Genomic DNA, 23,112 nt, shown 5'->3' with positions numbered 1-23,112 from the left:
ATACCAGAACCGGCTCCGGACGCGCGGCGCTGCAATCCCCACAGCCGGTGCAGGCACCATAGCCGCCCACCACCATCACCGGCAGGATCGGTAACAGTACCGTGGCTGGCTTCTGGATTGTCCCGATGCCATGCACAGGCCAGGCACGAACGCCTCAGATATCGACCTGCGCCCCCAGCTCCACCAGGCGGTTTCCCGGGATGCGGAAGTACGCATTCGCCGGTGCCGCGTTGCGGTGCATGACCGCGAACAGACGGTCGCGCCACAGCGGCATACCGACGCGTCGGCTGGCGACCACGGTTTCCCGGCCGACGAAGTACGTCGTGTCCATCGGGTCGATATCCAGCCCTTCCATGTCGCAGCCGCGCATCAAGGCCAGCGGCACGTCGGGGATCTCCATGAAGCCGAAGCGCACCGTGACCCGGTAGAAGTCTTCGCCGATCCCGTGCAGCTCCAGGCGGCGCTCGCGCGGCGCATAGGGCACGGCCAGCGTTTCCGCGGTCAGGAACAGGTTGCGTTCGTGCAGCACCTTGTTGTGCTTGAGGTTGTGCATGAAGGCGTGCGGCACCACGCCGGGGTCGCTGGACATGAAGATCGCGGTGCCCGGCACGCGCACCGGCGGCGCCAGCATCAGCCCACTGATGAAGGTGTCCAGGCGCAGGCCGCCGGCCTGCACGCCCGCGCGCAGCAGCTGGCGGCCGTGGCGCCAGGTGCGCAGCAGGGTGAACAGCACGATGCCCAGCACCAGCGGGAACCAGCCGCCCTGCATGATCTTGGCGCCGTTGGCGACCACGAACGCCAGGTCGATCACCACGAAGCCCACGCAGCAGGGCAGCACCCAGCGCCGCGCCTTCGGCCACAGCGCGCGCGCCACGATCGCCAGCAGCAGGGTGTCGATCAGCATCGTCATCGACACCGAGATGCCGTAGGCCGTGGCCAGCGCCGACGAGGTCTGGAAACTCAGCACCAGCGCGATCACGATCACCGCCATCGACCAGTTGACGGCCGGGATGTAGATCTGGCCGATGGTCTCGCTGGAGGTGTGCTTGATGCGCATGCGCGGGATGTAGCCCAGCTGCATGGCCTGGCGCGCCACCGAGAAGCCGCCGGTGATCACCGCCTGCGAAGCGATCACCGTCGCCAGGGTGGCCAGCACCACCATCGGCCAGCGCCCCCACTCCGGCACGCCGATGAAGAAGGGATTGCGGATCGCCTCGGGATCGTCCAACACCAGCGCGCCCTGGCCCAGGTAGTTCAGCATCAGCGCGGGCAGCACGAACCAGTACCAGCCCAGGCGGATCGGCCGGGCGCCGAAATGTCCCATGTCGGTGTAGATCGCCTCGCCACCGGTCACCGCCAGCACCACCGCGCCGAGGATGAAGACTCCGCCCCAGCTGTGCTCGATGAAGAAGCGGGCCGCCCACAGGGGATTGATGGCCTTCAACACCTCCGGCTCATGCAGGATGTTCAGCACGCCGAGCGCGGCGAGCGATACGAACCAGAGGATGGTGATCGGCCCGAACACGCGCCCGACCTTCTCGGTGCCGAAGCGCTGGGTGGCGAACAGCGCGCCCAGCACCACCACGGTGATCGGCACGATCCAGTCGTCCAGCCCCGGCGCGACCACCTCCAGGCCTTCGACCGCGGACAGCACGGAGATCGCCGGCGTGATCACGCCGTCGCCGAAAAACAGCGAGGCGCCGAACACCCCGAAGATGCCGACCAGGTATACCGACTTCGACCCGGGCTTCAGGCTGCGCTGGGCCAACGCCATCAGCGCCATGATGCCGCCCTCGCCCTCGTTGTCGGCGCGCATGATGATGGTGACGTACTTGAAGGTCACCACCACCGTCAGCGCCCAGAAAATCAGCGACAGGATGCCGAGCACGGTGTCGTGGTTGGCGGTCAGGCCGTAATGCGGGTTGAAAGCCTCGCGCAGGGTGTACAGCGGGCTGGTGCCGATGTCGCCGAAGACCACGCCGATGGCCCCGACCACGAGGCCGGCCAGGCCGATCCTGCTGCGGCCCGTGCCGGACTCGCCGCCACCGCCCCCGCCATGGTCGCGACCGCGGGCAGGGCTGCGGCCACGCCCTTCCTGCGGCGCGTCTACTTGCCTGGATCGACCTGCGGACATCGGCTTTCCGTAATGCGTCGGCTCAGCGAAGCGCGGACTGTAGCGCCTTTCGGATGACGGCTTCCGCAGTGTCACCCTCGGCATGCGCGGTGCGCGCCATGCGCTGCGCTTCCGCCGGCTTGTAGCCGAGCTGCTGCAGGGCGACCGTGGCTTCGCTCAGCGGATCGGCCGGCACGCCGGCCATCGGCATCGCGATCGCACCGCCCATGATCGCCTCGGCACGGTCGCGCAACTCGACCACGATGCGCTCGGCGGTCTTCTTGCCGATGCCCGGAATCCGGGTCAGTGCGGTCACGTCGCCGGCCTGCACCAGGCGCGCGAACTCCTCGACGCTGGCCCCGGACAGGATCGCCAGCGCGATCTTCGCGCCGATGCCGGTCACCCGCTGCACGTCGCGGAACAGGCGACGTTCGGCTTCGGACGCGAAGCCGTACAGCGACACCGAATCGTCCTTCTGCGCGTAGTGCGTGAACAGCGAGACTTCCTTCCCCAGCACAGGCAGCTCGTAGAAGGTGCTCATCGGCGCCTCCAGCTCATAGCCGACGCCGTTGACGTCCAGCACCAGCCAAGGCGGCGATTTGTGCGCCAGCAGGCCCCTGAGGCGTCCGATCATCTGCGGCTCCAGGCCAATCGTGCGTCGATGCCCATCCGCTGCGCGCTGGCGCGGGTGTGGGCGTGGGTGATGGCGATGGCCAGCGCGTCGGCGGCGTCCGCCTGCAACCGGCCCTTGAGTCCAAGGATGGCGCCGACCATGTGCTGCACCTGGACCTTGTCCGCGGCGCCGCTGCCGACAAGGGCCAGCTTCACCTGGCGCGCCCCGTACTCGCTGACCGCCAAGTCGTGCATGACCACCGCGCAGATCGCCGCGCCGCGCGCCTGGCCGAGCTTGAGCGCCGAGTCCGCGTTCTTCGACACGAACACCTGCTCGATCGCCACCTCGTCCGGCCGGTGCTCCTCGATCACCGCACGCAGCCCGTCAAGCAGCCTGCGCAGGCGCAGCGGCAGGTCGCCCGGCGCCGCCGCGGCGCGGGCGAGCAGGTCCAGCGGCGCGTGGAACACGTGTGTGCAGCGGCCGGTGGCGTCGACGTCGATGATGCCGACGCCGGTGCGCTGCGAGCCCGGGTCGATGCCGAGGATCCTGGTCACGGGTGACAGCTTACGCGTACGCGTCGTCGCCGAGCTCGGCGTTGGAGTACACGGCCTGCACGTCGTCGATGTCTTCCAGCCAGGCCAGCAGCTTGACCACCTGCCGAGCGACGTCACCCTCGACCGCCACGTCGTTGTCGGCGCGCATGGTGACCTCCGCATGTTCCGCGGCGACCCCGGCGGCGGCCATGGCGTCGCGCACCGCGCTGAAATCCTCGGGACTGGTGAGCACATCGATTGCGCCGTCGTCGGGATAGACCACCACGTCATCGGCGCCGGACTCGATCGCCGCGTTGGTGACCGCGTCCTCGTCGGCACCGGCGCCGTAGCGGAGGATGCCCTGCTTCCGGAACATGAAGGCCACCGAGCCGTCGGTGCCGAGGTTGCCGCCGAACTTGCCGAAGGCGTGGCGCACGTCGGCGACGGTACGGACCTTGTTGTCGGTGAGGCAGTCGACGATCACGGCGACCCCGCCTGGGGCATAGCCTTCGTAGCGGATCTCTTCGTAGTCGACGCCTTCGAGCTCACCGGTCGCCTTCTTGACGGCGCGCTCGATGACCTCCTTGGTCATGTTGGCCGCAAGCGCCTTGTCGATGCCGCTGCGCAGGCGCGGATTTCCCCCGGGGTCTCCACCGCCGGCGCGCGCGGCGACCGAGATCTCGCGGATCAGCTTGGTGAAAACCTTCCCGCGACGCGCGTCTTCGGCGTTCTTGCGGGTTTCGATGGAGGGACCCCTGCCCATGCGTATTACCCATCCTGGAAGTGACTGCAATGCCCCGATTTTACCCTTTTCCCAACCAGGCGAAGGCGCGCGGTACGGCGGGTCGGTGGGTACTCCGTGGGCTGTCCCGCTGCGCGGGCCTTTATGCCCACTGCGCACCCCCCAACCCGCCTTGCGGCGCAGTCCCGCTGGCCGTCGGAAAGTCAAAAGCGCGACGCTTCTGCCTTCTCCACCAGCTGGCCGCGCTGGTGGCAGCGGAGGGTGGGCGGGTACTCCGCCGGCAATCAGGAGCAGCCCCACCGCGACGCCGGCGGAGTACCCGCCCACCCTCCGCCCCCGCCAAGGCCGGCGGAGTACCGCCCACCCTCCGCCCCCGCCAAGCCCCCGCGTCAGCCCGGGAAACGACCATCCCGAAGGAAGCCGACCGCTTGGCGTGCTGCTTCGGCCGAGAACAGCAGCCCGCTGTGCGAGGCGTCGACAATGACATGGTCGGCAAGTCCCGGCACGCGGGTTTCGTCCATCGCCACGGTGCCGTCGTGGGCGCCCTCGAAGCGCGCAACAAGCGCGCCGAGCCCGCGCGGCCGGTTGCCCGCGATCATGCCGACCTCCACGCCGGCGGGCAGGGTCGTGCAGCCGCTGCGCAGGAGCGCCGCGCTGCGGCCGAGGTAGAGCGTGGTCAGGGCATGGCGTGAGAGTCGTTTGGCCACGCCGCTGCCGCAAAGCGGCGTGCCCAGGCAGACCACGCGCGCGACCGGCAGCGATGGTTCCGCGCGCAATGCTTCCAGCGCCATCAGGCCGCCGAGGCTGTGGGCCACGACGTGGGTTGGCGGACCGTCGCGGAGGAGTTCGCGCACGCTCCCGACCGCGGCCCCGGTGCTGCCGACGATGCTGCGGTAGCCGAGGATCGCAGTCGTCCAGCCCGCGGACCGCAGCTGCGAAGCGAAGCGCCGCATGGCCAAGGGCGGCATCCACAGGCCGTGGAGCAGGAGGACCTGGCGGACGGCCGGTGTTCCCGTGGATTTCGCCGCGGATGATTCAGGCGCCATCGGAACGGCCATCGCGGCCATGGCCGCTCCCACCGGGGTCCAGGCGCGACGCGACGCGGCGCAGGATGAACTCGCGGTCCAGGACGCGGCCGACGGGAAACCGGTATTCACCCACGGCTTCGAAACCCCTGCGGGCGTAAAAGCGCTGGGCGCCGAAATTCCCGGACCACACCCCGATCCACAGCGTGCACGGGCCCTTGCGCTGCAACCAGTCCATGGCGGCATCGAACATGCGCGCGCCCCAGCCGCCGTTCTGGTGCGTGGCCATCAGGTACAGGCGCTTGAGTTCGCCGTCACCGGGCGCGACGTCGGGGTGCGGCAGGCCGCAGGGCCCGGCGGCGGCGTGCCCGACCGCTTCGCCTTCGTCCTCCAGCAGCCAGACCGCGTAATCGGGATGCGAAAGGATCACGCGCTGGCGGTCGATCGCATAGGCCTCGTCGATGAAGGCCTGCAGGTCTTCGGGCGGATACAGGTGCCCGAATGTTTCGGTGAAGCTGCGCGCCGCCAGGCTGGACAGCGTCGCGGCGTCTTCGGGGGTGGCTCGACGGATGATCGGAGACATGTCGTATTCCTTTCCCTGCAGGCGCGCGCCCCTGCAGGATGGCTACCCGTGGGAGCGCCTGCCGTCGGGCGCCTGCCGTGGAACTCCTGGCGTGGGAGCGGCTACAACCGCGATTCCGGTCGGCGAGGACCAGCCAGGCCGCCGCCACGGCTGCTCGAAGTGGGCCATACCGGCTCCTGCACAGGCAAGGAATCAGCCGGCGGGACGGACCGAAACGTGCAACTCGCGCAGCTGTGCGTCATCGATCGGCGACGGCGCACCCGTCATCGGACACTGCGCGCCGGTGGTCTTCGGGAAGGCGATGACGTCGCGGATAGACTCCGTGCCCGCCATCAGCGCGGCGATGCGGTCGATGCCGAAGGCGATGCCGCCGTGCGGCGGCGCCCCGTACTTCAGCGCGTCGAGCAGGAAGCCGAACTTCGCCTCCGCCTCGTCCGCGCCGATGCCGAGCAGATCGAACACCGCCGACTGCATCTGCGGCCGATGGATGCGGATCGAACCGCCGCCGATCTCGTTGCCGTTGAGCACCATGTCGTAGCCACGGCTGGTGGCGGTGCGGGCGTTGGCGCGCAGCTCGTCGACGTCGTCTACCGCCGGTGCGGTGAAGGGGTGGTGCAGGGCCACGTAGCGCTGCGCCTCGTCGTCGAACTCGAACATCGGGAAGTCGGTGACCCACAGCGGCTTCCAGCCATCCGCGACCAGGCCGAAGTCCTTGCCGGCCTTCAGCCGCACCGCGCCCATGAAGTCGCTGACGGTGTTGTACGCGCCCGCGCCGAAGAACACGATGTCGCCCGTGCCAGCGCCCACGTGCTCCAGCAGCGCGCTGAACGCCGCTTCATCGAAGAACTTCGCCACCGGCGAATTCACCGCGCCGTCCTCGGCCAGCTTGGCGTAGGCCAGGCCCTTGGCGCCGTACTTCGCGGCGTGCGCGGCGTACTCGTCGATCTGCTTGCGGCTCAGCGCTGCGCCACCGGGGATGCGAAGCGCGCACACGCGCATGCCGTCCACGCCGGCGACGTCGGTGAAGACCTTGAACTGCGACTCTCGCACCAGCTCGTCGACGTCCACCAGCTCCAGCGCGATGCGCAGGTCCGGCTTGTCGGAGCCATAGCGGCGCATGGCTTCGTGCCAGGTCATGCGCGGGAACGCGCCCAGTTCGACGTCCATCACTTCGCGGAACACGTCCTGCATCATCTGCTCGACCGTGCCCTGCACGGCGGCTTCATCCACCCAGGCGAACTCGATGTCGAGCTGGGTGAATTCCAGCTGGCGGTCGGCGCGCAGGGCCTCGTCGCGGAAGCAGCGCGCGACCTGGTAGTAACGGTCGAAGCCGGCCACCATCAGGATCTGCTTGAACAGCTGCGGGCTCTGCGGCAGCGCATAGAACTCACCGGCGTGCATGCGCGCCGGCACGAGGAAGTCGCGTGCGCCCTCGGGCGTGGCGCGCGTCAGGATCGGCGTCTCGATGTCCTGGAAGTCGCGCGCGTCAAGCCAGCGGCGCAGCGCGGCCACGAGCTTCGTGCGCGTGCGCATCCTGCGCTGCATCTCGGGGGTGCGCAGGTCCAGGTAGCGATACTTCAGGCGGATGTCCTCGCCCGGATTCTCGTGGGCGTGGAAGGGCAACGGCTCGGCCTTGTTCAGCACCTCGATCGCGGTCGCAACCACCTCCACCTGGCCGGTGGGGATCTTCGGGTTCACAGACTGGCGGCGGCGCACGGTACCGGTCACGCGCAGGCAGTCCTCGTAGCCGACCTTCGCCGCGGTCGCAACCACGCCGGCGTTGCCTTCGGCGTCCGACGGCTCGGCCACCACCTGGACAATGCCCTCGTGGTCGCGCAGGTCGATGAAGCACAGGCCGCCGAGGTCGCGGGCGACGTCGGCCCAGCCGCAGAGGGTGACGGTCTGGCCGACCATCGACTCGTCGATCAGGCCGCAGAAATGGGTGCGCATGTGGACTCCGGACGCGGGAAACGGGCCGCCAGAAGGCGGAGCCGCCTAGTTTAACTGTGGGAGCGGCTGTTGACTGTGGGAGCGGCCATGGCCGCGATTGGCTGCGGAAAAACCTTCGCCGCTATAGCGGCTCCCACAAAGGCGGGAAGAGCCGCAACGGCGTCGACGAGCAGCCCGTGGGCTGTGGGAGCGGCCACGGCCGCGATTGGCTGTGGAAAACCCCCTTCGCCGCCATAGCGGCTCCCACAAAGGCAGGAGTCATGCCGGACCGGCTAAGCTCCGGGGTCCGCTTCCACCCCACGCCTCTCCCGCATCGACACTTTGCGTGCCCCCGCCCCTGCGGTCCGTTCCGACATGATCGCCACCGTCCGCCCTCTGGCTGCCCTGCTCGCAGGCGCGGCGCTGCTGCTGATGGGCGCCGGGCTGCTGAGCACGCTGCTGGCCGTGCGCGGGCGGATCGAGGGCTACGACGACCAGGTCCTGGGCCTGGTGATGTCGGCCTACTTCGCCGGTTTCTTTCTGGGCACCTATGCCGCGCCCGGCCTGGTCCAGCGGATCGGCCACATCCGCGCATTCGCCTTCTATTCCGCGCTGTGCGCCGCCACCGTGCTGCTGCACCCGATCCTGGTCTCGCCCTGGGCCTGGGGCCTGCTGCGGCTGGTGACCGGGGTCGCGCTGGTCGGGCTGTATACGGTGATCGAAAGCTGGCTCAACGTGCAGGCGCCGCCCGGCCAGCGCAGCCAGGTGTTCGCGATCTACATGGCGGTGAACCTGTTCGCGCTGGCGGCGGGCCAATGGTTCATCGGCATCGCGCCGGCGGAGGGCTTCGTGCTCTTCAGCCTGGTCGCGATCCTGATCTGCCTGGGCGCGCTGCCGGTCACGGCCAGCCGGATGGTCCAGCCCGAACTGCCGCCGATGCCGCGGCTGGCCCTGAAGGCGCTGTTCCGCGCGGCGCCGGCCGCGACTTTCGGCGCCCTGCTGGCGGGCATGACGGTGGGAGCCTTCTGGGGCATGGCGGCGGTGTTCGCGACCCGGATCGGACTGGATGTCACCGGTGTGGCGCTGCTGATGAGCATCACCATCGTCGGCGGCGCGGCGCTGCAGTGGCCGATCGGCCGATTCTCCGATGGCGGCGACCGGCGCACGACGCTGGTCGTGGTCTGCGTGCTGGCCGCAGGCGCGGCGCTGGCGATGATGCTGCCGATCGGCCAGTCCGGCCTGCCGCTGTACGCGCTGTGCTTCTGCTTCGGCGGCCTCGCGTTCGCGATCTACCCGATCTGCATGGCCCACCTGCTCGACCACCTGCCGCCGGAAAGCACCCTGGCCGCGGGCAGCAGCCTGCTGCTGCTCAACGGCGTGGGCTCGGCGATCGGCCCCGCGGCTGCGGGCGTGGCGATGACCCGCTTCGGCCCCGAGGCGCTGCCGGCGTTCTATGCCGCCACGCTGGCCCTGGTCGCGCTGGTTGCCGGCGGCAGGCGCCTGCTGCGCCATCGCGACAACGACCACCCGTCCGCGTTCCACGTCATGCTGCGGACCACACCGACTGCGTTCGAGCTGCTGCCCGAAGCCGAAATGCCGGTCGCGGACAGCGATCGCGCCGGCCATGACCATGGCGATGGCGGCAATCCCGCCAACGCGACATCCGTCAGGACGGGTGCCTGAGCGGAGCGTCCGCCATCTCGTCGGCCACCGGAGGCGGCCCGGGCACCGCGCCCTCGCCCTCGGCATCGGCCAACGCCTCGCCCCGCGCCAGTGCCAACGCCTCATCCGCCGGATCCACGTCGAACGGCGCCTTCAGCAGCAGCGAGGGCAAGAACGTGTTGATCGCGGTGTAGAGAAGCAGCGCGCCGTACATCACCGGCGGCAGGTCGAAGCGCCGGTACAGGATCTCCGCCAGCACCAGGGTGAACACCAGCGTGGGTGCCAGCGCCACCGAGACCTTGAGCGTCCCGGCCTGCGCCTCGCGGAACATCACCCGCCGCTGCAGCCAGACCACGCCGATGCGCAGCGGCAGCACCACCATCGTCAGCACCACGCCCAGCAGCACCGCTTCCCAGGACAGCGCCTCGCGCGGGATGCCGGTACCGGCGTGGAAGAAGTAGAACGGCACGAAGAAGCTCGCGAACAGGCGCAGCGCATGGATGTTGTCGTCAGAGGCCAGGCGCGGCATCCGCACGCGCAGCAGCCGCGCCACCAGGCCGGCGATGAAGGCGCCGACCAGGTAGTACACGCCCATCGAATACGTGATGTAGGCGGCGACCATGCCCACCATCACCAGCAGCGAGAACTCCGAACCCGGCGCGTGCGGAACCACCCAGCGCCCCAGCGCGATGAACAGCAGCGGCAGGCCCACCAGCATCGCCAGCAGCACGCCGGTGTTGATCGCCATGGCGGTCGTGTCACCCGCCTGCAGCACCACGAACAGCGCCGCCAGCGCCAGCAGCTCGCCGGCGATGGCCTTGCTGGTCACCCAGAAGCGCTCGGCCTCGTCCAGCCCCAGGCGTTCGAGGGTGTCGAGGATGAAGCCGGTGGACGGGGTCAGCACCGCCAGCGCCAGCAGGGTCGCGGCCTGCCAGTTGAGGTCGAGGTAGCGCCAGGCCAGCCAGGCCGCTCCGGCCAGGGTCGCGCAGCGGATGACAAGGTGGACGATGAGGGGACCCGCACCCTTGCGCAGTTCGCGCGGGTCCACCTCCAGGCCGGCGAACAGGAACAGCGAAGAAATGCCCAGCGTGGACAGCAGCACCAGCACCGGGTCGTGCACGCGGTCACCGAAGGCCAGCATCGCCAGCAGCCCGAGCAGCAGGCAGGTCAGCGGCGCCGGCAGCTTCCAGCGCTGCAGCACCCTGGGCACCACCAGCAGGCCGAAGATCAGGATCAGGTACAGCACTTCCCGCGTCATGGCACGTTACGGCTTTGCTGGCGGCGGAGTGGTGCCCGGAGACGGGGCGGCCGGGGCCTTCGCGGGCGTTTCCGTTGCGGCCTTGGCAGGCGTATCAGGCTTGGAATCGGGTTTTGCGTCCGGCTTCGCGTCCGGCTTGGCATCGGACTGCCCCGCCCCTTCCCCACCTTCGGCCAGGTTGCGCTTCCTGTCGCCGTCCTTCTTGAAGTCGGTTTCGTACCAGCCACTGCCTGACAGGCGGAACGACGGCGCGGTCAGCTGGCGGCCGACCTCACCCACGGCGCCGCACTCGGGACAGGTGTCCGGATCGGCGTCCGAGAGCTTCTGCAGGCGGTCGAAAGCGTGGCCGCAGGCGGCGCAGCGAAAGGCGTAGATGGGCATGGGTGTTGGCAAGGGGCAGCGGAAACTGCGCGCAGTTTGGCGCCATGCCCCGACAAGTCAAACAGCGGCGGCCAGCCGGGAGCGGCTGTGGCGGCGAATCGCGGCCATGGCCGCTCCCACAGTGGGCGCTCCCACAACGGCCGCCGCTTGTGCGGCGGGGGCGGTCAGTCGGTCGCGCCCCAGGGTGCGGGCGGCTCGGCGACCGGGGTGGTCAGGTCGAATTCGACCTGGAACATGCGGCCGCCCGGACGCGAGAGCTCGTACAGGAAGCGGCTGTCGGGTTCGATTTCCATCGCCCAGGTATTGGTGGTGGAGACGTCGGCACCGGTGCGGCCGAACAGTTCGATCGACTCCGCGTCCACCGGGAATTCCTGGCGCACTGCGGTGCCCGCGGTGGCAGTCTCGCCGCCGTACATGGTCTGTTCGTCGGGGCTGCCGTCTTCGTGGCGGTGGTCGTGCTTCAGGCGGAGGCCGTCGTCGGTGCGGGTCAGCACCCAGGTGCGGGAATGATCGTCGCCCACGTGGAAGGGCACGCGCAGCCCGCGGGTCGGGTCGTCGCAGCCGCGCACGTGCATCACCAGGTCCTTGCCTTCGAAGGCGTCGGGTTCGGGCGAAGCCGGCTCATTGGCGACGATGCGGCCGGCGAAAGCCTGGCCGCAGTGGTCCGCGAGCGCGGCCAGGAAGGCGTCGGCGGGGGCCGCGTCCGGCACCGGGGCGTCGAGCGCCTGGGCGGGCGCGGCGTCGGCAGCGGCAACATCGGCCGCAGGCGCCTGGTCGGCGGAAGGAGCGCAGGCGGCCAGGGCCACGAGCGCGGCGGAGAGCGCGGAGAGTCGGATGATGGTCATCCGGCCACCCTAACCGCCGCACGCGTGGCGGCGCAATCCGCTAGCCCGCCTTCGGTTGCCGGTAGACCAGCACCGGGATTGCCGAGTGCGTCAGCACCTTGAGCGTCTCGCTGCCCAGCACCAGTCCGCCGAGTCCGCGGCGGCCGTGCGAGGCCATCGCGATCAGGTCGCAGCCGGCCTCGTTGGCGGCCTCGATGATCGCCTTCCAGGCATGCTCGCTTTCGACCATGCGCACCTGGCAGGGCACGCCCAGCGCTTTCGCACGCTCCTCGGCCTGCGCCAGGCGGCGCGCGCCTTCTTCGCGCGCGATCGTGTCGTAGGCCTCGAAGCCACCGGCCAGCTGTTCGCCGGCCACGCCATAGACGCCGATCGGCGTGGTCACTGTGAAGAAGGTCACCGACGCCCCGACTTCGCGTGCGAAGGCAAGGCCCTGGTCGATGGCGGCCAGGGACAGTTCGGAGCCGTCGGTCGGGATCAGGATCTGCTTGTACATGGCAATACCCTCCGTGTTGTCGACCCAGCATGGACCGGCAGGCAGCGTGCTGCGTTGACCCGGATCAACCGCCTATCGGCCCGGCGCCTCAGGCAGCCCCTTCATCCTGGGCGTAGAGCTCAAGGACCAACTCTTCCGCCTGCGCCAGCTCGGCCACCAGTCCGGCCTGCCGCCGCGCCAGGTCCTGGGCACGGTCACCGCTCCCGGCCGAATACAGCGCCGGGTCGGCAAGCTCGGCCTCGATCGCAGCGCGCGCGGCCTCCAGCTCGGCGACCCGCTGTTCGGCCCGTGCCAGGCGGTGCGGGTTGGTCTTCCTTGCAGGCCTGGTTGGCGCGGGCGCCGGCGCCGGTGCTGGAACCGGTGCCGCGGCAGGAGCAGCTGCGGCATTGGCGCCAAGCGCCTCGGGCGCGGCCGTCGCCGCTTTCGCATCCTGGGGCCGCGAGCGCAGCCACGCCGCGTAGTCGTCAAGGTCGCCATCGAAGGGACGCACCACGCCCTCGGACACGCGCCAGTAGGTATCGGCGACCAGGCCGATCAGGTGGCGGTCATGCGAAACCAGCACGATCGCACCCGGGAAATCGGACAGCGCTTCGGCCAGCGCCTCGCGCATCTCAAGGTCGAGATGGTTGGTCGGTTCGTCGAGCAGCAGCACGTTGGGCTGGCGCCAGGCGATCAGCGCCAGCGCCAGGCGTGCGCGTTCGCCGCCACTGAAGCCGTCGATGGATTCGAAGGCGCGGTCGCCGGGGAAACTCCACTTGCCCAGGAAATTGCGGAAGTCCTGGGTCGAGGCATTCGGCGAAATCTCACGCAGGTGGTCGATCGGCGAGGTGCCGGCCACCAGCGCTTCGACGGTGTGCTGGGCGAAGTAGCCGATGCGCAGGTCCGGGTGGGCATAGCGCTCACCGGTCAACAGCGGAAGCTCGCCGACCAGCGATTTCACCAGCGTCGACTTGCCGGCGCCGTTGGGGCCGAGCAGTCCGATGCGATCGCCGGCTTCGAGACCGAAGTTGGCGTCATGGAGGATCACTGTCGGAGCGGCTTTCGTGGGAGCCGCGCCCGGGTAGCCGCAGTCGGCGTGGTTCAAGCGCAACAACGCATGCGGCAACTTCGCCGGCGCCGGGAAATCGATCCGCACATCGCGCTCGGCGCGCACGGCTTCGGTATCGGCCATCTTCGCCAGGCGCTTGACCCGCGACTGGGCCTGCTTGGCCTTGGCGGCGCTGGCGCTGAAGCGGTCGATGAAGCTCTGCAGGTGGGCGCGCTCGGCCTGGGTCTTCTCGTGGGTGATCTGCTGCAGGCGCAGCTGTTCGGAGCGCTGGCGCTCGAAGGCGGTGTAGTTGCCGATGTACAGCTTCGCCTTGCCGCCATGCAGGTGCAGGGTGTGGGTGTTGACGTTGTCCAGGAACTCGCGGTCATGCGAGATCAGCAGCAGGGTGCCCTGGTACTTCATCAGCCACTGCTCGAGCCACAGCACGGCGTCCAGGTCCAGGTGGTTGGTGGGCTCGTCCAGCAGCAGCACGTCGGACGGGGTCATCAGCGCGCGCGCCAGGTTCAGGCGCACCCGCCAGCCGCCGGAGAAGCTCGCCACCGGGCGCTGCTGGGCCTCGCCCGGGAAGCCCAGGCCGTGCAGCAGCTTGCCGGCGCGCGCAGCGCCGTCGTAGCCGCCGACCTCCTCGAGCGTCTGGTGGGCCTCGGCCACGGCCTCCCAGTCCTCGGCGGCGAAAGCGTTGGCCTCGGCCTGCAGCGCGGCGTGCACGGCCTGGTCGCCGGCCAGCACGAAGTCGATGGCCGGGTCCGGCAGCGAGGGCATTTCCTGCGCGATCGAGGCGATGCGCAGGCGCGAAGGCAGGTCGAGGTCGCCACGGTCGGCCTCGACCTCGCCGCGCACGGCGGCGAACAGCGAGGACTTGCCGGTGCCGTTGCGGCCGACCACGCCCACCCGCCAGCCGGCGTGCAACGACAGGTCGACATCGGACAGGAGCAGGCGTTCGCCGCGGCGGAGGGCGAAATTGCGGAAAGAGATCATTCGCACAGTTTACCGGGCTGCACGGCCGGGTCCGTGTGCGGTAACGTCGGGACTGCGCCTCATGGCGCGTCGGGGAGGGTACGGGGAATGGCGATCCAGCTCAGCACCCAGGTGGCGGCATGGCTGCACTCGCAGGTGGTGGCGGGCGCGCCCTTCGCCACCGTGCAGGGCGCGCTGGCTCGGCAGGGCTTCAGCGAAGTCCAGGTGCGCAAGCTCTACAACGCCGTGCTGACCGATCCCGACGGCTTCAAGGCCGGATTCTCGCGCGTGCACGCCGGCCAGCCCCAGGTCGAGCACAAACTGCCGGCGGGACTCGTGGAAGCGCCTGCCGCGGCCCTCGGCGCGGTGAAAAAACAGCCACCCTTCCTGCCCGTGGCCGCCATCACCGACGACATCGGCCACGGCATCGCCTGCGACCACGGCGAAGTCCGGATCGCCTTCCGCTGCCGGCGCCCGCATGTCGTGCTGTTCGAAAACGTGTTCACCCACGAGGAATGCGACGCGCTGGTGGCCGAAGCCCGGCCGGGGCTGGCGCGCGCCGCCGTGGTCGATTCCGAGCGCGGCGGCGCGCACATCGACGGCCGCCGCACCAGCGAGCTCACCTCGCTCGCCCGCGGCGCCTCGCCCCTGGTGTCGCGCATCGACGCCCGCATCGAGCGGATCACCGGCGTGCCCGTGGCCAACGGCGAGCCGCTGCAGGTCATGCGCTACGGCGTGGGCGCCGAATACCAGCCGCACTTCGACTACTTCGACCTCGCGCAGCCGGGCCAGGCCTCCTACCTGGCCATCGGCGGGCAGCGCGTCTCGAGCCTGGTGGTCTACCTCAACGACGTCGAGGCCGGCGGCGAGACCACCTTCCCCGACAGCGGCCTGTCGATCACCCCGCGCAAGGGCAGTGCCGTCTATTTCGCCTACACCGATGCGCAGTCGCGCACCGACCCGATGTCCTTCCACGCCGGCGCCCCCGTCGCCCGCGGCGAAAAGTGGATCGCCACGCGCTGGATGCGCGAGCGCCCCTATCGCTGAGCCCGTTCCTGTCCCCTGTCGCAAGGATCCGACCATGAAGCCTGCCCCGCTCGCCATCGCCCCCCTCGCCATCGCACTGCTTGCAGCCCTCGCCCCCACCCTCGCCGCCCAGGCGCAGGAGCCGGCCCAGCCGCGGCGCGACGCCACCAGCCTGGACAGCGTGATCGTCACCGGCACCCGGGTCACCGATCGCACCGTCGCCGAATCACAGTCGCCGATCGACATCATCACCAGCGATGCGCTGCAGTCGACCGGCACCACCGAGCTCGCCACTGCGCTGGCGCGCGCCCTGCCCTCGCTCAACTTCCCGCGCCCAGCGCTGACCGACGGCACCAGCGCCATCCGCCCGGCACAGCTGCGCGGCCTGGCGCCCGACCAGGTGCTGGTGCTGGTCAACGGCAAGCGCCGCCACGCGTCCTCGCTGCTCAACCTCAACGGCACCATCGGCCGCGGCTCGGCGCCGGTGGACCTCAACACGATCCCGATCTCGGCGATCGAACGCGTGGAAGTGCTGCGCGACGGCGCCTCGGCGCAGTACGGCTCGGACGCCATCGCCGGCGTGGTCAACGTGGTGCTGAAGGGCGCATCGGAAGGCGGCAGCCTGTCGCTCAGCCACGGCCAGTACTCCGCCGGCGATGGCGACCAGACCCAGCTTGCCGGCGATACAGGCCTGGCGCTGGGCGCCGGCCGCGGCTTCATGCACCTCTCGGCCCAGGTCAACCGGCAGGACCGCACCAACCGCGCGCGCCCCTTCGCCGGCACGCCGGGGCCGACCCAGCCCGAGCCGGGGCAGAAGGCCTTCGTGATCGGCGACCCGGAGGTCGATGCCGCCGCCGCGTCGTTCAACGCCGGCTTCGACATCAGCGAGACGCTGTCGCTGTACGCCTTCGGCACGGTCAGCAACCGCGACATCACTTCGTTCGCGTTCTTCCGCGCGCCGGGCAACCCGAACCAGAACATCCCGTCCATCCATCCCGACGGCTTCCTGCCGGAAATCAACAACGTCTCCCGCGACCGCGCCATCGTCGCCGGCCTGACCGGCCGCATCGGCGAGGCCTGGGACTGGGACCTGAGCTTCAACCACGGCTACAACAACCTCGAGTTCTTCACCCGCAACACGCTCAACGCCAGCATTGGCGCGACCTCGCCCACCTCGTTCTACGACGGTGCGCTGGAGACCACGCAGAACATCGCCAACTTCGACCTCAGCCGGCAGCTCGACTGGGGCCTGGCCTATCCGGTGGCGTTGGCGATGGGAGTGGAGTTCCGCAACGAGAAGTGGAACCAGTCGCCCGGCGAGCCTGGCTCGTATTCGCAGCCAGACCTTGCCCGCCCGGGTGGTGCGCAGGGCTTCGGCGGTTTCGCGCCGGCGGTATCGGGCGCCTACTCGCGCGACAGCCATGCCGTCTACGCCAGCCTGGAGGCCGATTTCACCGACAGCTTCTCCGGCGGCATCGCCGGACGCTACGAGGACTACGACGACTTCGGCAGCCAGGCTTCGGGCAAGCTCTCCGCACGCTACGCCTTCAGCGATGCCGTCGCACTGCGCGGCACGGTGTCCAGCGGCTTCCGCGCGCCGTCGCTGGCGCAGCAGTACTTCCAGACCGTGAGCACGTTGTTCCTCGCCGGCATCCCGGATCCGTTCGAGGTGCGCACCTTCCCCGCGTCCAGCGCGGTAGCGCAGGCCTTCGGCGCCGAGGCGCTGCAGCCGGAGGAATCGCTCTCGTACAGCCTGGGGCTGGTGCTGCAGCCGGCGGACAGGCTCTATGTCACCGTCGACGCGTACCACATCGAGGTGGACGACCGCATCGCGCTGTCGTCCAACCTCACCGGCGACGCGGTACGCGCGCTGCTGGAGTCACGCGGCATCTTCGGCGTCAACGGCGGCCGCTACTTCACCAATGCGATCGACACCCGCACGCAGGGCATCGACGTGGTCGCCAATTACGGCATCGACCTCGGCACCGGCACACTGGATCTCACCGCCGGCTGGAACTACACCGATACGGAAATCACCCGCATCGCGCCCAATCCGGACGAGCTGGAACAGGCCGGGCTGGACCTCGAACGCATCGACCGCACCGAGATCGGCCGGATCGAGGACGGCTTCCCGAACACCAAGCTGCTGCTCTCGGGCACCTGGTCGCTGGACGCCTGGGACTTCACCCTGGCCGCGACCCGCTACGGCAGCGTCACCACCCGCCCGGCCAACGCCGCCAACGACCAGACCTACGACGCCAAGTGGCTGCTTGACGCCTCCGCGGCCTACAGGATGAACAACTGGACCTTCACCGTGGGCGCGGACAACCTGCTCAACGAATACCCGGACGAGAACAGCTTCGCGAACTCGACCAACGGGCAGTTCCCGTACAGCAACCTCTCGCCGTTCGGCTTCAACGGCGCCTTCGTGTACGGAAAGATCGGCTACAGCTGGTAGGCGATTCGGGATACACCCGCAAACTTTTGTAGGAGCAGCTATAGCTGCGATTGCTGGAGGTCGCCCCGCCGGATCGCAGCTATAGCTGCTCCTACAAAGGCCGCTCTTGCAGGGCCATGCGCCCGGGATCCAGCCAACGTCACGCGGCCTCCACTATTCTGTCCCGACCCCAAGCGGACACGCGGATGCCGCACCACACCGAACTCATCGCGATTCTCACCGTCGGATTCGTGCTGGCCTACGTGCTGGGCCTGGCCGCGCATCGCCTGCGACTGTCGCCGCTGGTCGGCTACCTGGTGGCGGGCATCATCGCCGGGCCGTTCACGCCCGGCTTCGTCGGCGACCAGGAGTTGGCGCCGCAGCTGGCCGAGATCGGCGTGATCCTGCTGATGTTCGGTGTCGGCCTGCACTTCTCCATCCGCGACCTGATGGCGGTGAAGCACATCGCCATCCCGGGCGCGGTGGTGCAGATCAGCGTCGCCACCGTGCTTGGCTGGGGGCTGGCGGCGGCGCTGGGCTGGCCGACGCTGCAGGGCATCGTCTTCGGCTTCTCGCTGGCCACGGCCAGCACCGTGGTGCTGCTGCGCGCGATGGAGCAGCGGCGGCTGCTGGAGACCACGCGCGGGCGGATCGCGGTCGGCTGGCTGATCGTCGAGGACCTGGCCTGCGTGCTGGCACTGGTGCTGATGCCTGCAGTGGCGAGCGTGTTCGGCAACGCGGCCGGCGAGCCGGTGTCGGCCGGGCGGCTGGCGCTCGAGATCGGCAAGACCCTGGTGCAGGTGGCATTGTTCGTGGCGGTGATGCTGGTGGTCGGGCGGCGGGTGATCCCGTGGATGCTGGAGCGCACCGCCGGCACCGGTTCGCGCGAACTGTTCACGCTGGCGGTGCTCTCGATCGCGCTGGGCATCGCGCTGGGCTCGGCGGAGCTGTTCGGGGTCTCGTTCGCGCTGGGCGCGTTCTTCGCCGGCATGCTGCTCAACGAATCGGAACTCAGCCAGAAGGCCGCGCAGGATTCGCTGCCGATGCGCGATGCGTTCGCCGTGCTGTTCTTCGTCTCGGTGGGCATGCTGTTCGATCCCGCCATCCTGCTGCGCGAGCCGCTGCTGGTGCTGGCGACCACCTTCATCATCATGTTCGGAAAATCGGCGGCGGCCTACCTGATCGTGCGTGGTTTCGGACATCCGAAGTCGACCGCGCTGACGATCTCCGCCAGCCTCGCGCAGATCGGCGAGTTCGCCTTCATCATCGCGGCCCTGGGCGTGACGCTCGGGATCCTGCCCGAGGAAGGCCAGGACCTGGTGCTGGCCGGCGCGCTGATTACAATCATGCTCAACCCGGTCGCGTTCGGCGTGGTCGACCGCTGGCTTGCGCGCCAGGACGCGAGCGCGGTCGCGGACGCCGCCAGCGCCACCGCGCGCGAAGTCGCCGCGGATGCCGCGAACCACCAGCTCCCGGAATCGCTGTCGGGGCATGCCATCGTGGTCGGCTACGGCCGCGTCGGCCACCAGCTGGCGACCCTGCTGCATGCCCGCGGCGTGCCGCTGGTGGTGATCGAGGACGACGCCGAACTGGTTGAAACGGCCCGCGGGGAAGGCCTGCACGCAGTCCGCGGCAACGCCGCTTCGGAAGCCGTGATGCTGGAAACGGCGCCCGGCCGCGCGGCGCTGGCGGTGTTCGCGATTCCCAACGCGCTCGAGGCGGGCGAAACGATCGCCCGGCTGAAGGCCCTGAACCCGGCGATCACCGTCCTGGCGCGCGCGCACAGCGATGCGGAGGTGAAGCACCTGCTGGCGCACGGCGCGGATGGCGCCGTGCTGGCCGAACGCGAACTTGCCTATTCGCTGGCGGAGATGGTGATGGCGACGCCACCGTACCGGCCGGTCCGCACCTGACTCCGGGAGCGCCTTTTGCGGGAGCCGGCTCAGCTGAAGGTGAGCTTCCCGCCCTCGGCATCCACCTTCACCGCATCACCCTGCCCGAACTCGCCGGCCAGGATCTTCTGCGCCAGCGGGTTCTCCAGCTGCTGCTGGATCGCGCGCTTCAACGGGCGCGCGCCGTACACCGGGTCGAAGCCGGCCTCGCCCAGCAGGTCAAAGGCGGCGTCGCTGACCTCGAGCCGGATCCCGCGCTCGCCCAGCCGCTTCTCGAGCCCGCCCATCTGGATGCGCGCGATCGCCTTGATCTGCGCCTTGTCCAGCGAGTGGAAGACCACGATGTCGTCCAGCCGGTTGATGAACTCCGGCCGGAAGTGCGACTGCACCACCGCCATGACGCCCGCCTTCATCTGCATGTAGGCCTCGGGCGAATCGTCGCCGTCGAGCTCCTGGATCATCTGGCTGCCGAGGTTGGACGTCATCACGATCACCGTGTTGCGGAAATCCACCGTGCGCCCCTGGCCGTCGGTCAGGCGGCCGTCGTCGAGCACCTGCAGCAGGATGTTGAACACGTCCGGGTGCGCCTTCTCGACTTCGTCGAGCAGGATCACGCTATACGGGCGCCGGCGCACGGCTTCGGTGAGATAACCGCCTTCCTCGTAGCCCACGTAACCCGGGGGCGCACCGACCAGGCGCGACACCGCGTGCTTCTCCATGAACTCGCTCATGTCGATGCGCACCATCGCGTCGCTGGAATCGAACAGGAACTCGGCCAGCGCCTTGCACAGCTCGGTCTTGCCGACGCCGGTGGGGCCAAGGAACAGGAACGAACCACTCGGCCGGTGGGGATCACTCAGGCCCGCGCGCGAACGGCGCACGGCGTCGGACACCACCTTTACCGCCTCCTGCTGGCCGACCACGCGCGAGTGCAGCACCTCCTCCATGCGCAGCAGCTTGTCACGCTCGCCTTCCAGCATCTTGCTGACCGGGATCCCGGTCCAGCGCGCGACCACCTCGGCGATCTCCTCCGCGGTCACCCTGTCCTGCAGCAGGGTGAAGCCCTTGGTTTCGGCTTCCTGCGCCGCACGCGCCTGCTTCTCCAGCTCCGGCAACCGGCCGTACTGGATCTCGCTCATCTTCGCGAAGTCCTGGCGGCGCTGCGCGGCCTCGAGCTCGAGCTTGGCGGCCTCGATCTGCTCCTTGATCCTGGTCGCGCCATGCAGCGTCGCCTTCTCGGCCTTCCAGACTTCCTCAAGGTCGTTGTAGTCCCGCTCCAGCACGGCGATCTCGCTTTCAAGATCCGCCAGGCGCTGCTTCGATTCGGCGTCCTTCTCCTTCTTCAGCGCCTCGCGCTGGATCTTGAGCTGGATCAGGCGCCGCTCCTTGCGATCGAGCTCCTCGGGCTTGGAATCGATTTCCATCCGGATGCGGCTCGCCGCCTCGTCCATCAGGTCGATCGCCTTGTCCGGCAGTTGGCGGTCGGCGATGTAACGGTGCGACAGCGTCGCCGCGGCGACGATCGCGGGATCGGTGATCTCCACGCCGTGGTGCACCGCGTACTTTTCCTTCAGCCCGCGCAGGATCGCGATCGTGTCCTCCACCGAGGGCTCGCCCACGAACACCTTCTGGAAGCGCCGCTCCAGCGCCGCGTCCTTTTCCACGTACTTGCGGTACTCGTCCAGCGTGGTCGCGCCGATGCAGTGCAGTTCGCCGCGCGCCAGGGCCGGCTTGAGCATGTTTCCCGCATCCATCGAGCCTTCCGCCTTGCCGGCGCCGACCATGGTGTGCAGTTCGTCGATGAAGAGGATGATCCGGCCCTCGTTCTTGGCCAGGTCGTTCAGCACCGCCTTCAGGCGCTCCTCGAATTCGCCGCGGAACTTGGCGCCGGCGATCAGCGCGCCCATGTCCAGCGACAGCACGCGCTTGCCGCGCAGGCCTTCGGGCACCTCGTTGTTGACGATGCGCTGCGCCAGGCCCTCGGCGATGGCGGTCTTGCCCACGCCGGGTTCGCCGATCAGCACCGGGTTGTTCTTGGTGCGCCGCTGTAGCACCTGGATGGTGCGTCGGATCTCCTCGTCACGGCCGATCACCGGGTCGAGCTTGCCGGACTCCGCGCGCGCGGTGAGGTCGATGGTGTACTTCTCCAGCGCCTGGCGGGCCTCTTCGGCGCTGGCTTCGTTGACGCTGTCGCCGCCGCGCATGGCGTCGATGGCGGCCTCCAGGCGCGCCTTGTCGGCACCCGCGGCCTTCAGCGCGCGGCCGGCGTCGCCGCCATCGTCCAGCGCTGCGAGCAGGAACAACTCGGACGCGATGAAGGCGTCGCCGCGCTGCTGCGCCAGTTTGTCGGTGTGGTTGAGCAGGCGCCCCAGGTCGTTGCCCAGCGAGACCTGCCCGGCCTGGCCGGACACCTTCGGCAGCTTCTCCAGGATCTCGCCCAGGCGCTCGCGCAGCAGCGGCACGTTCACGCCGGCCTGCGCCAGCAGTGGCCCGCTGCCGCCGCCGGACTCGTCAAGCAGCGCCACCAGCACGTGGGCCGGTTCGATGAGGTTGTGGTCGCGGCCCACGGCCAGCGACTGCGCGTCGGCCAGCGCCTGCTGGAAACGCGAGGTGAGTTTGTCCATTCGCATGGTGATGCCTCGGCTGTCGGTGGCCGGCCAGGCCGGCATTGCCTTGGAAATGCGGCCCCCGCACGGCCAATTCAAGCCACCGGTGCAGGCGCGGCCGCGGGTGTCCTAGCGAAACTCTCACATGCGGCGGGACACAATGCGGCGCATGGCCGCCGAGACCTCCGCGCTCCCGCCACCGCCCGCCATCGACGACGGCTGCGCGCTGTTCCTCGATGTGGATGGCACCCTGCTCGATTTCGCGCCGCATCCCGACGCGGTCGACGTGCCCGGGGCGCTGCGCGAAGCGCTGGCAGCGCTGCATGGGCGCCTCGATGGCGCCCTGGCCCTGATCAGCGGCCGCTCCATCGCCACGCTCGACGCACTGCTTGCGCCACCCGTCATGCCCGCGGCCGGCCTGCACGGCCTCGAGCGCCGCCACGGCCGTCGTGGCCATCGCGCGCCCGCCACACCCGCCGCGCTGGCGCTGGTCCGCAGCGAGGCCGCGCGGGTGGCCGCCCGCTATCCCGGCGCCGTGGTCGAGGACAAGGGCGCGGCGCTGGCGCTGCACTGGCGCGCAGCGCCCGCCGCCAGTGGCGAACTCGTGGCTTTCGCCAACGCCGCGCTGCCCCGCCTGCCCGGCTACCGCCTGCAGCCCGGCAATGACGTGCTTGAACTGCGACCCGCCGAACACAAGGGCGGTCGCGCAGACAAGGGCGCGGCGATCCTGGCCTTCCTTGCCGAGCCTCCCTTCGCAGGCCGCTTGCCGGTATTTGCAGGCGATGACATCACCGACGAGGCGGGTTTCGCCGCGGTCAACGCGCGCGACGGCGTCAGCGTACTGGTGGGGCGGCCGCGGGAAAGCGCGGCGCACTTCGGGTTGGCGGGGACGGCGGAGGTGCATGCCTGGATTGGAGTGCGCATGGATCGCAACGGCGCAGTGAGCGGAGCGCAGCTGTGAACAGGACA

At 69.5% G+C, this 23,112-nt stretch carries 18 protein-coding genes; 5 read left to right on the top strand and 13 right to left on the bottom strand.

Going from position 1 to position 23,112, the window contains the following annotated elements; genetic code table 11:
- Window positions 1-154: 154 nt before the first annotated feature.
- The 7 genes from WCE39_RS11840 to aspS form a co-directional block, all read right to left on the bottom strand.
- Entirely contained in the window at window positions 155-2,134 is a 1,980-nt protein-coding gene (locus WCE39_RS11840; RefSeq protein WP_343276873.1) for a potassium transporter Kup, read from the bottom strand.
- 22 nt (window positions 2,135-2,156) lie between these two features.
- Window positions 2,157-2,747, bottom strand: coding sequence for a Holliday junction branch migration protein RuvA (ruvA, locus tag WCE39_RS11835; protein WP_343276872.1), 591 nt, complete (start codon window positions 2,745-2,747; stop codon window positions 2,157-2,159).
- Window positions 2,744-3,280, bottom strand: coding sequence for a crossover junction endodeoxyribonuclease RuvC (gene ruvC / locus WCE39_RS11830; RefSeq protein WP_343276871.1), 537 nt, complete (start codon window positions 3,278-3,280; stop codon window positions 2,744-2,746). The genes ruvA and ruvC overlap by 4 nt, the downstream gene beginning before the upstream one ends.
- A 10-nt stretch (window positions 3,281-3,290) precedes the next feature.
- A complete protein-coding gene (locus WCE39_RS11825) occupies window positions 3,291-4,022 on the bottom strand; it encodes a YebC/PmpR family DNA-binding transcriptional regulator (RefSeq protein WP_343276870.1) in 732 nt (243 codons plus the stop codon).
- Window positions 4,023-4,390: 368 nt separating this feature from the next.
- Window positions 4,391-5,068 carry an esterase/lipase family protein gene (locus WCE39_RS11820; RefSeq protein ID WP_343276869.1) on the bottom strand — a complete coding sequence of 226 codons (678 nt, stop codon included), beginning with the start codon at window positions 5,066-5,068 and terminating at the stop codon, window positions 4,391-4,393.
- Complete coding sequence (locus WCE39_RS11815) at window positions 5,037-5,609, bottom strand: GNAT family N-acetyltransferase (RefSeq protein WP_343276868.1); 573 nt, start codon at window positions 5,607-5,609, stop codon at window positions 5,037-5,039. The genes WCE39_RS11820 and WCE39_RS11815 overlap by 32 nt, the downstream gene beginning before the upstream one ends.
- A 192-nt stretch (window positions 5,610-5,801) precedes the next feature.
- Window positions 5,802-7,559, bottom strand: coding sequence for an aspartate--tRNA ligase (gene aspS, locus WCE39_RS11810; protein WP_343276867.1), 1,758 nt, complete (start codon window positions 7,557-7,559; stop codon window positions 5,802-5,804).
- A 354-nt stretch (window positions 7,560-7,913) separates the two neighbouring features.
- On the opposite strand from aspS, the gene WCE39_RS11805 reads away from it, so the two are divergent.
- Window positions 7,914-9,221, top strand: coding sequence for an MFS transporter (locus WCE39_RS11805; RefSeq protein WP_343276866.1), 1,308 nt, complete (start codon window positions 7,914-7,916; stop codon window positions 9,219-9,221).
- Here WCE39_RS11805 and WCE39_RS11800 read toward each other — a convergent pair.
- From WCE39_RS11800 to WCE39_RS11780, 5 genes are all read right to left on the bottom strand, one after another.
- Window positions 9,205-10,458 carry a cation:proton antiporter gene (locus tag WCE39_RS11800; protein WP_343276865.1) on the bottom strand — a complete coding sequence of 418 codons (1,254 nt, stop codon included), beginning with the start codon at window positions 10,456-10,458 and terminating at the stop codon, window positions 9,205-9,207. The genes WCE39_RS11805 and WCE39_RS11800 overlap by 17 nt on opposite strands.
- A 6-nt stretch (window positions 10,459-10,464) precedes the next feature.
- Entirely contained in the window at window positions 10,465-10,839 is a 375-nt protein-coding gene (locus WCE39_RS11795) for an FmdB family zinc ribbon protein (RefSeq protein ID WP_343276864.1), read from the bottom strand.
- Window positions 10,840-11,003: 164 nt separating this feature from the next.
- Entirely contained in the window at window positions 11,004-11,684 is a 681-nt protein-coding gene (locus WCE39_RS11790; protein ID WP_343276863.1) for a hypothetical protein, read from the bottom strand.
- 40 nt (window positions 11,685-11,724) lie between these two features.
- Window positions 11,725-12,177 (bottom strand): universal stress protein, encoded by a 453-nt coding sequence (locus tag WCE39_RS11785; RefSeq protein ID WP_343276862.1) that lies wholly within the window; start codon window positions 12,175-12,177, stop codon window positions 11,725-11,727.
- A gap of 88 nt (window positions 12,178-12,265) precedes the next feature.
- The gene (locus WCE39_RS11780) at window positions 12,266-14,203 is read right to left on the bottom strand and encodes an ABC-F family ATP-binding cassette domain-containing protein (RefSeq protein ID WP_343276861.1); all 1,938 of its coding nucleotides are present in this window, start codon (window positions 14,201-14,203) and stop codon (window positions 12,266-12,268) included.
- Between the two features lie 87 nt (window positions 14,204-14,290).
- Between WCE39_RS11780 and WCE39_RS11775 the strand changes: the two genes are divergently transcribed.
- The 3 genes from WCE39_RS11775 (at window position 14,291) to ybaL (ending at window position 19,558) form a co-directional block, all read left to right on the top strand.
- Window positions 14,291-15,229: a 2OG-Fe(II) oxygenase gene (locus tag WCE39_RS11775; protein ID WP_343276860.1), complete on the top strand. Its 939-nt coding sequence runs from the start codon at window positions 14,291-14,293 to the stop codon at window positions 15,227-15,229.
- A 34-nt stretch (window positions 15,230-15,263) separates the two neighbouring features.
- Window positions 15,264-17,666 (top strand): TonB-dependent receptor plug domain-containing protein, encoded by a 2,403-nt coding sequence (locus WCE39_RS11770; protein WP_343276859.1) that lies wholly within the window; start codon window positions 15,264-15,266, stop codon window positions 17,664-17,666.
- 185 nt (window positions 17,667-17,851) lie between these two features.
- Window positions 17,852-19,558: a YbaL family putative K(+) efflux transporter gene (gene ybaL / locus WCE39_RS11765; protein WP_343276858.1), complete on the top strand. Its 1,707-nt coding sequence runs from the start codon at window positions 17,852-17,854 to the stop codon at window positions 19,556-19,558.
- A 29-nt stretch (window positions 19,559-19,587) separates the two neighbouring features.
- On the opposite strand, the gene clpB is transcribed toward ybaL, so the two are convergent.
- Window positions 19,588-22,167, bottom strand: a complete 2,580-nt coding sequence (clpB, locus tag WCE39_RS11760) for an ATP-dependent chaperone ClpB (RefSeq protein ID WP_343276857.1) — start codon at window positions 22,165-22,167, stop codon at window positions 19,588-19,590.
- A 145-nt stretch (window positions 22,168-22,312) separates the two neighbouring features.
- On the opposite strand from clpB, the gene otsB reads away from it, so the two are divergent.
- Window positions 22,313-23,104, top strand: a complete 792-nt coding sequence (gene otsB / locus WCE39_RS11755) for a trehalose-phosphatase (RefSeq protein ID WP_343276856.1) — start codon at window positions 22,313-22,315, stop codon at window positions 23,102-23,104.
- Window positions 23,105-23,112: the final 8 nt, after the last annotated feature.

Origin of the sequence: Luteimonas yanweni (assembly GCF_039548475.1) — a bacterium.
Lineage (GTDB): Bacteria > Pseudomonadota > Gammaproteobacteria > Xanthomonadales > Xanthomonadaceae > Luteimonas.
Note: the sequence above shows the minus strand (reverse complement) of the source record. Positions and strands in the feature narration are given on the sequence as shown.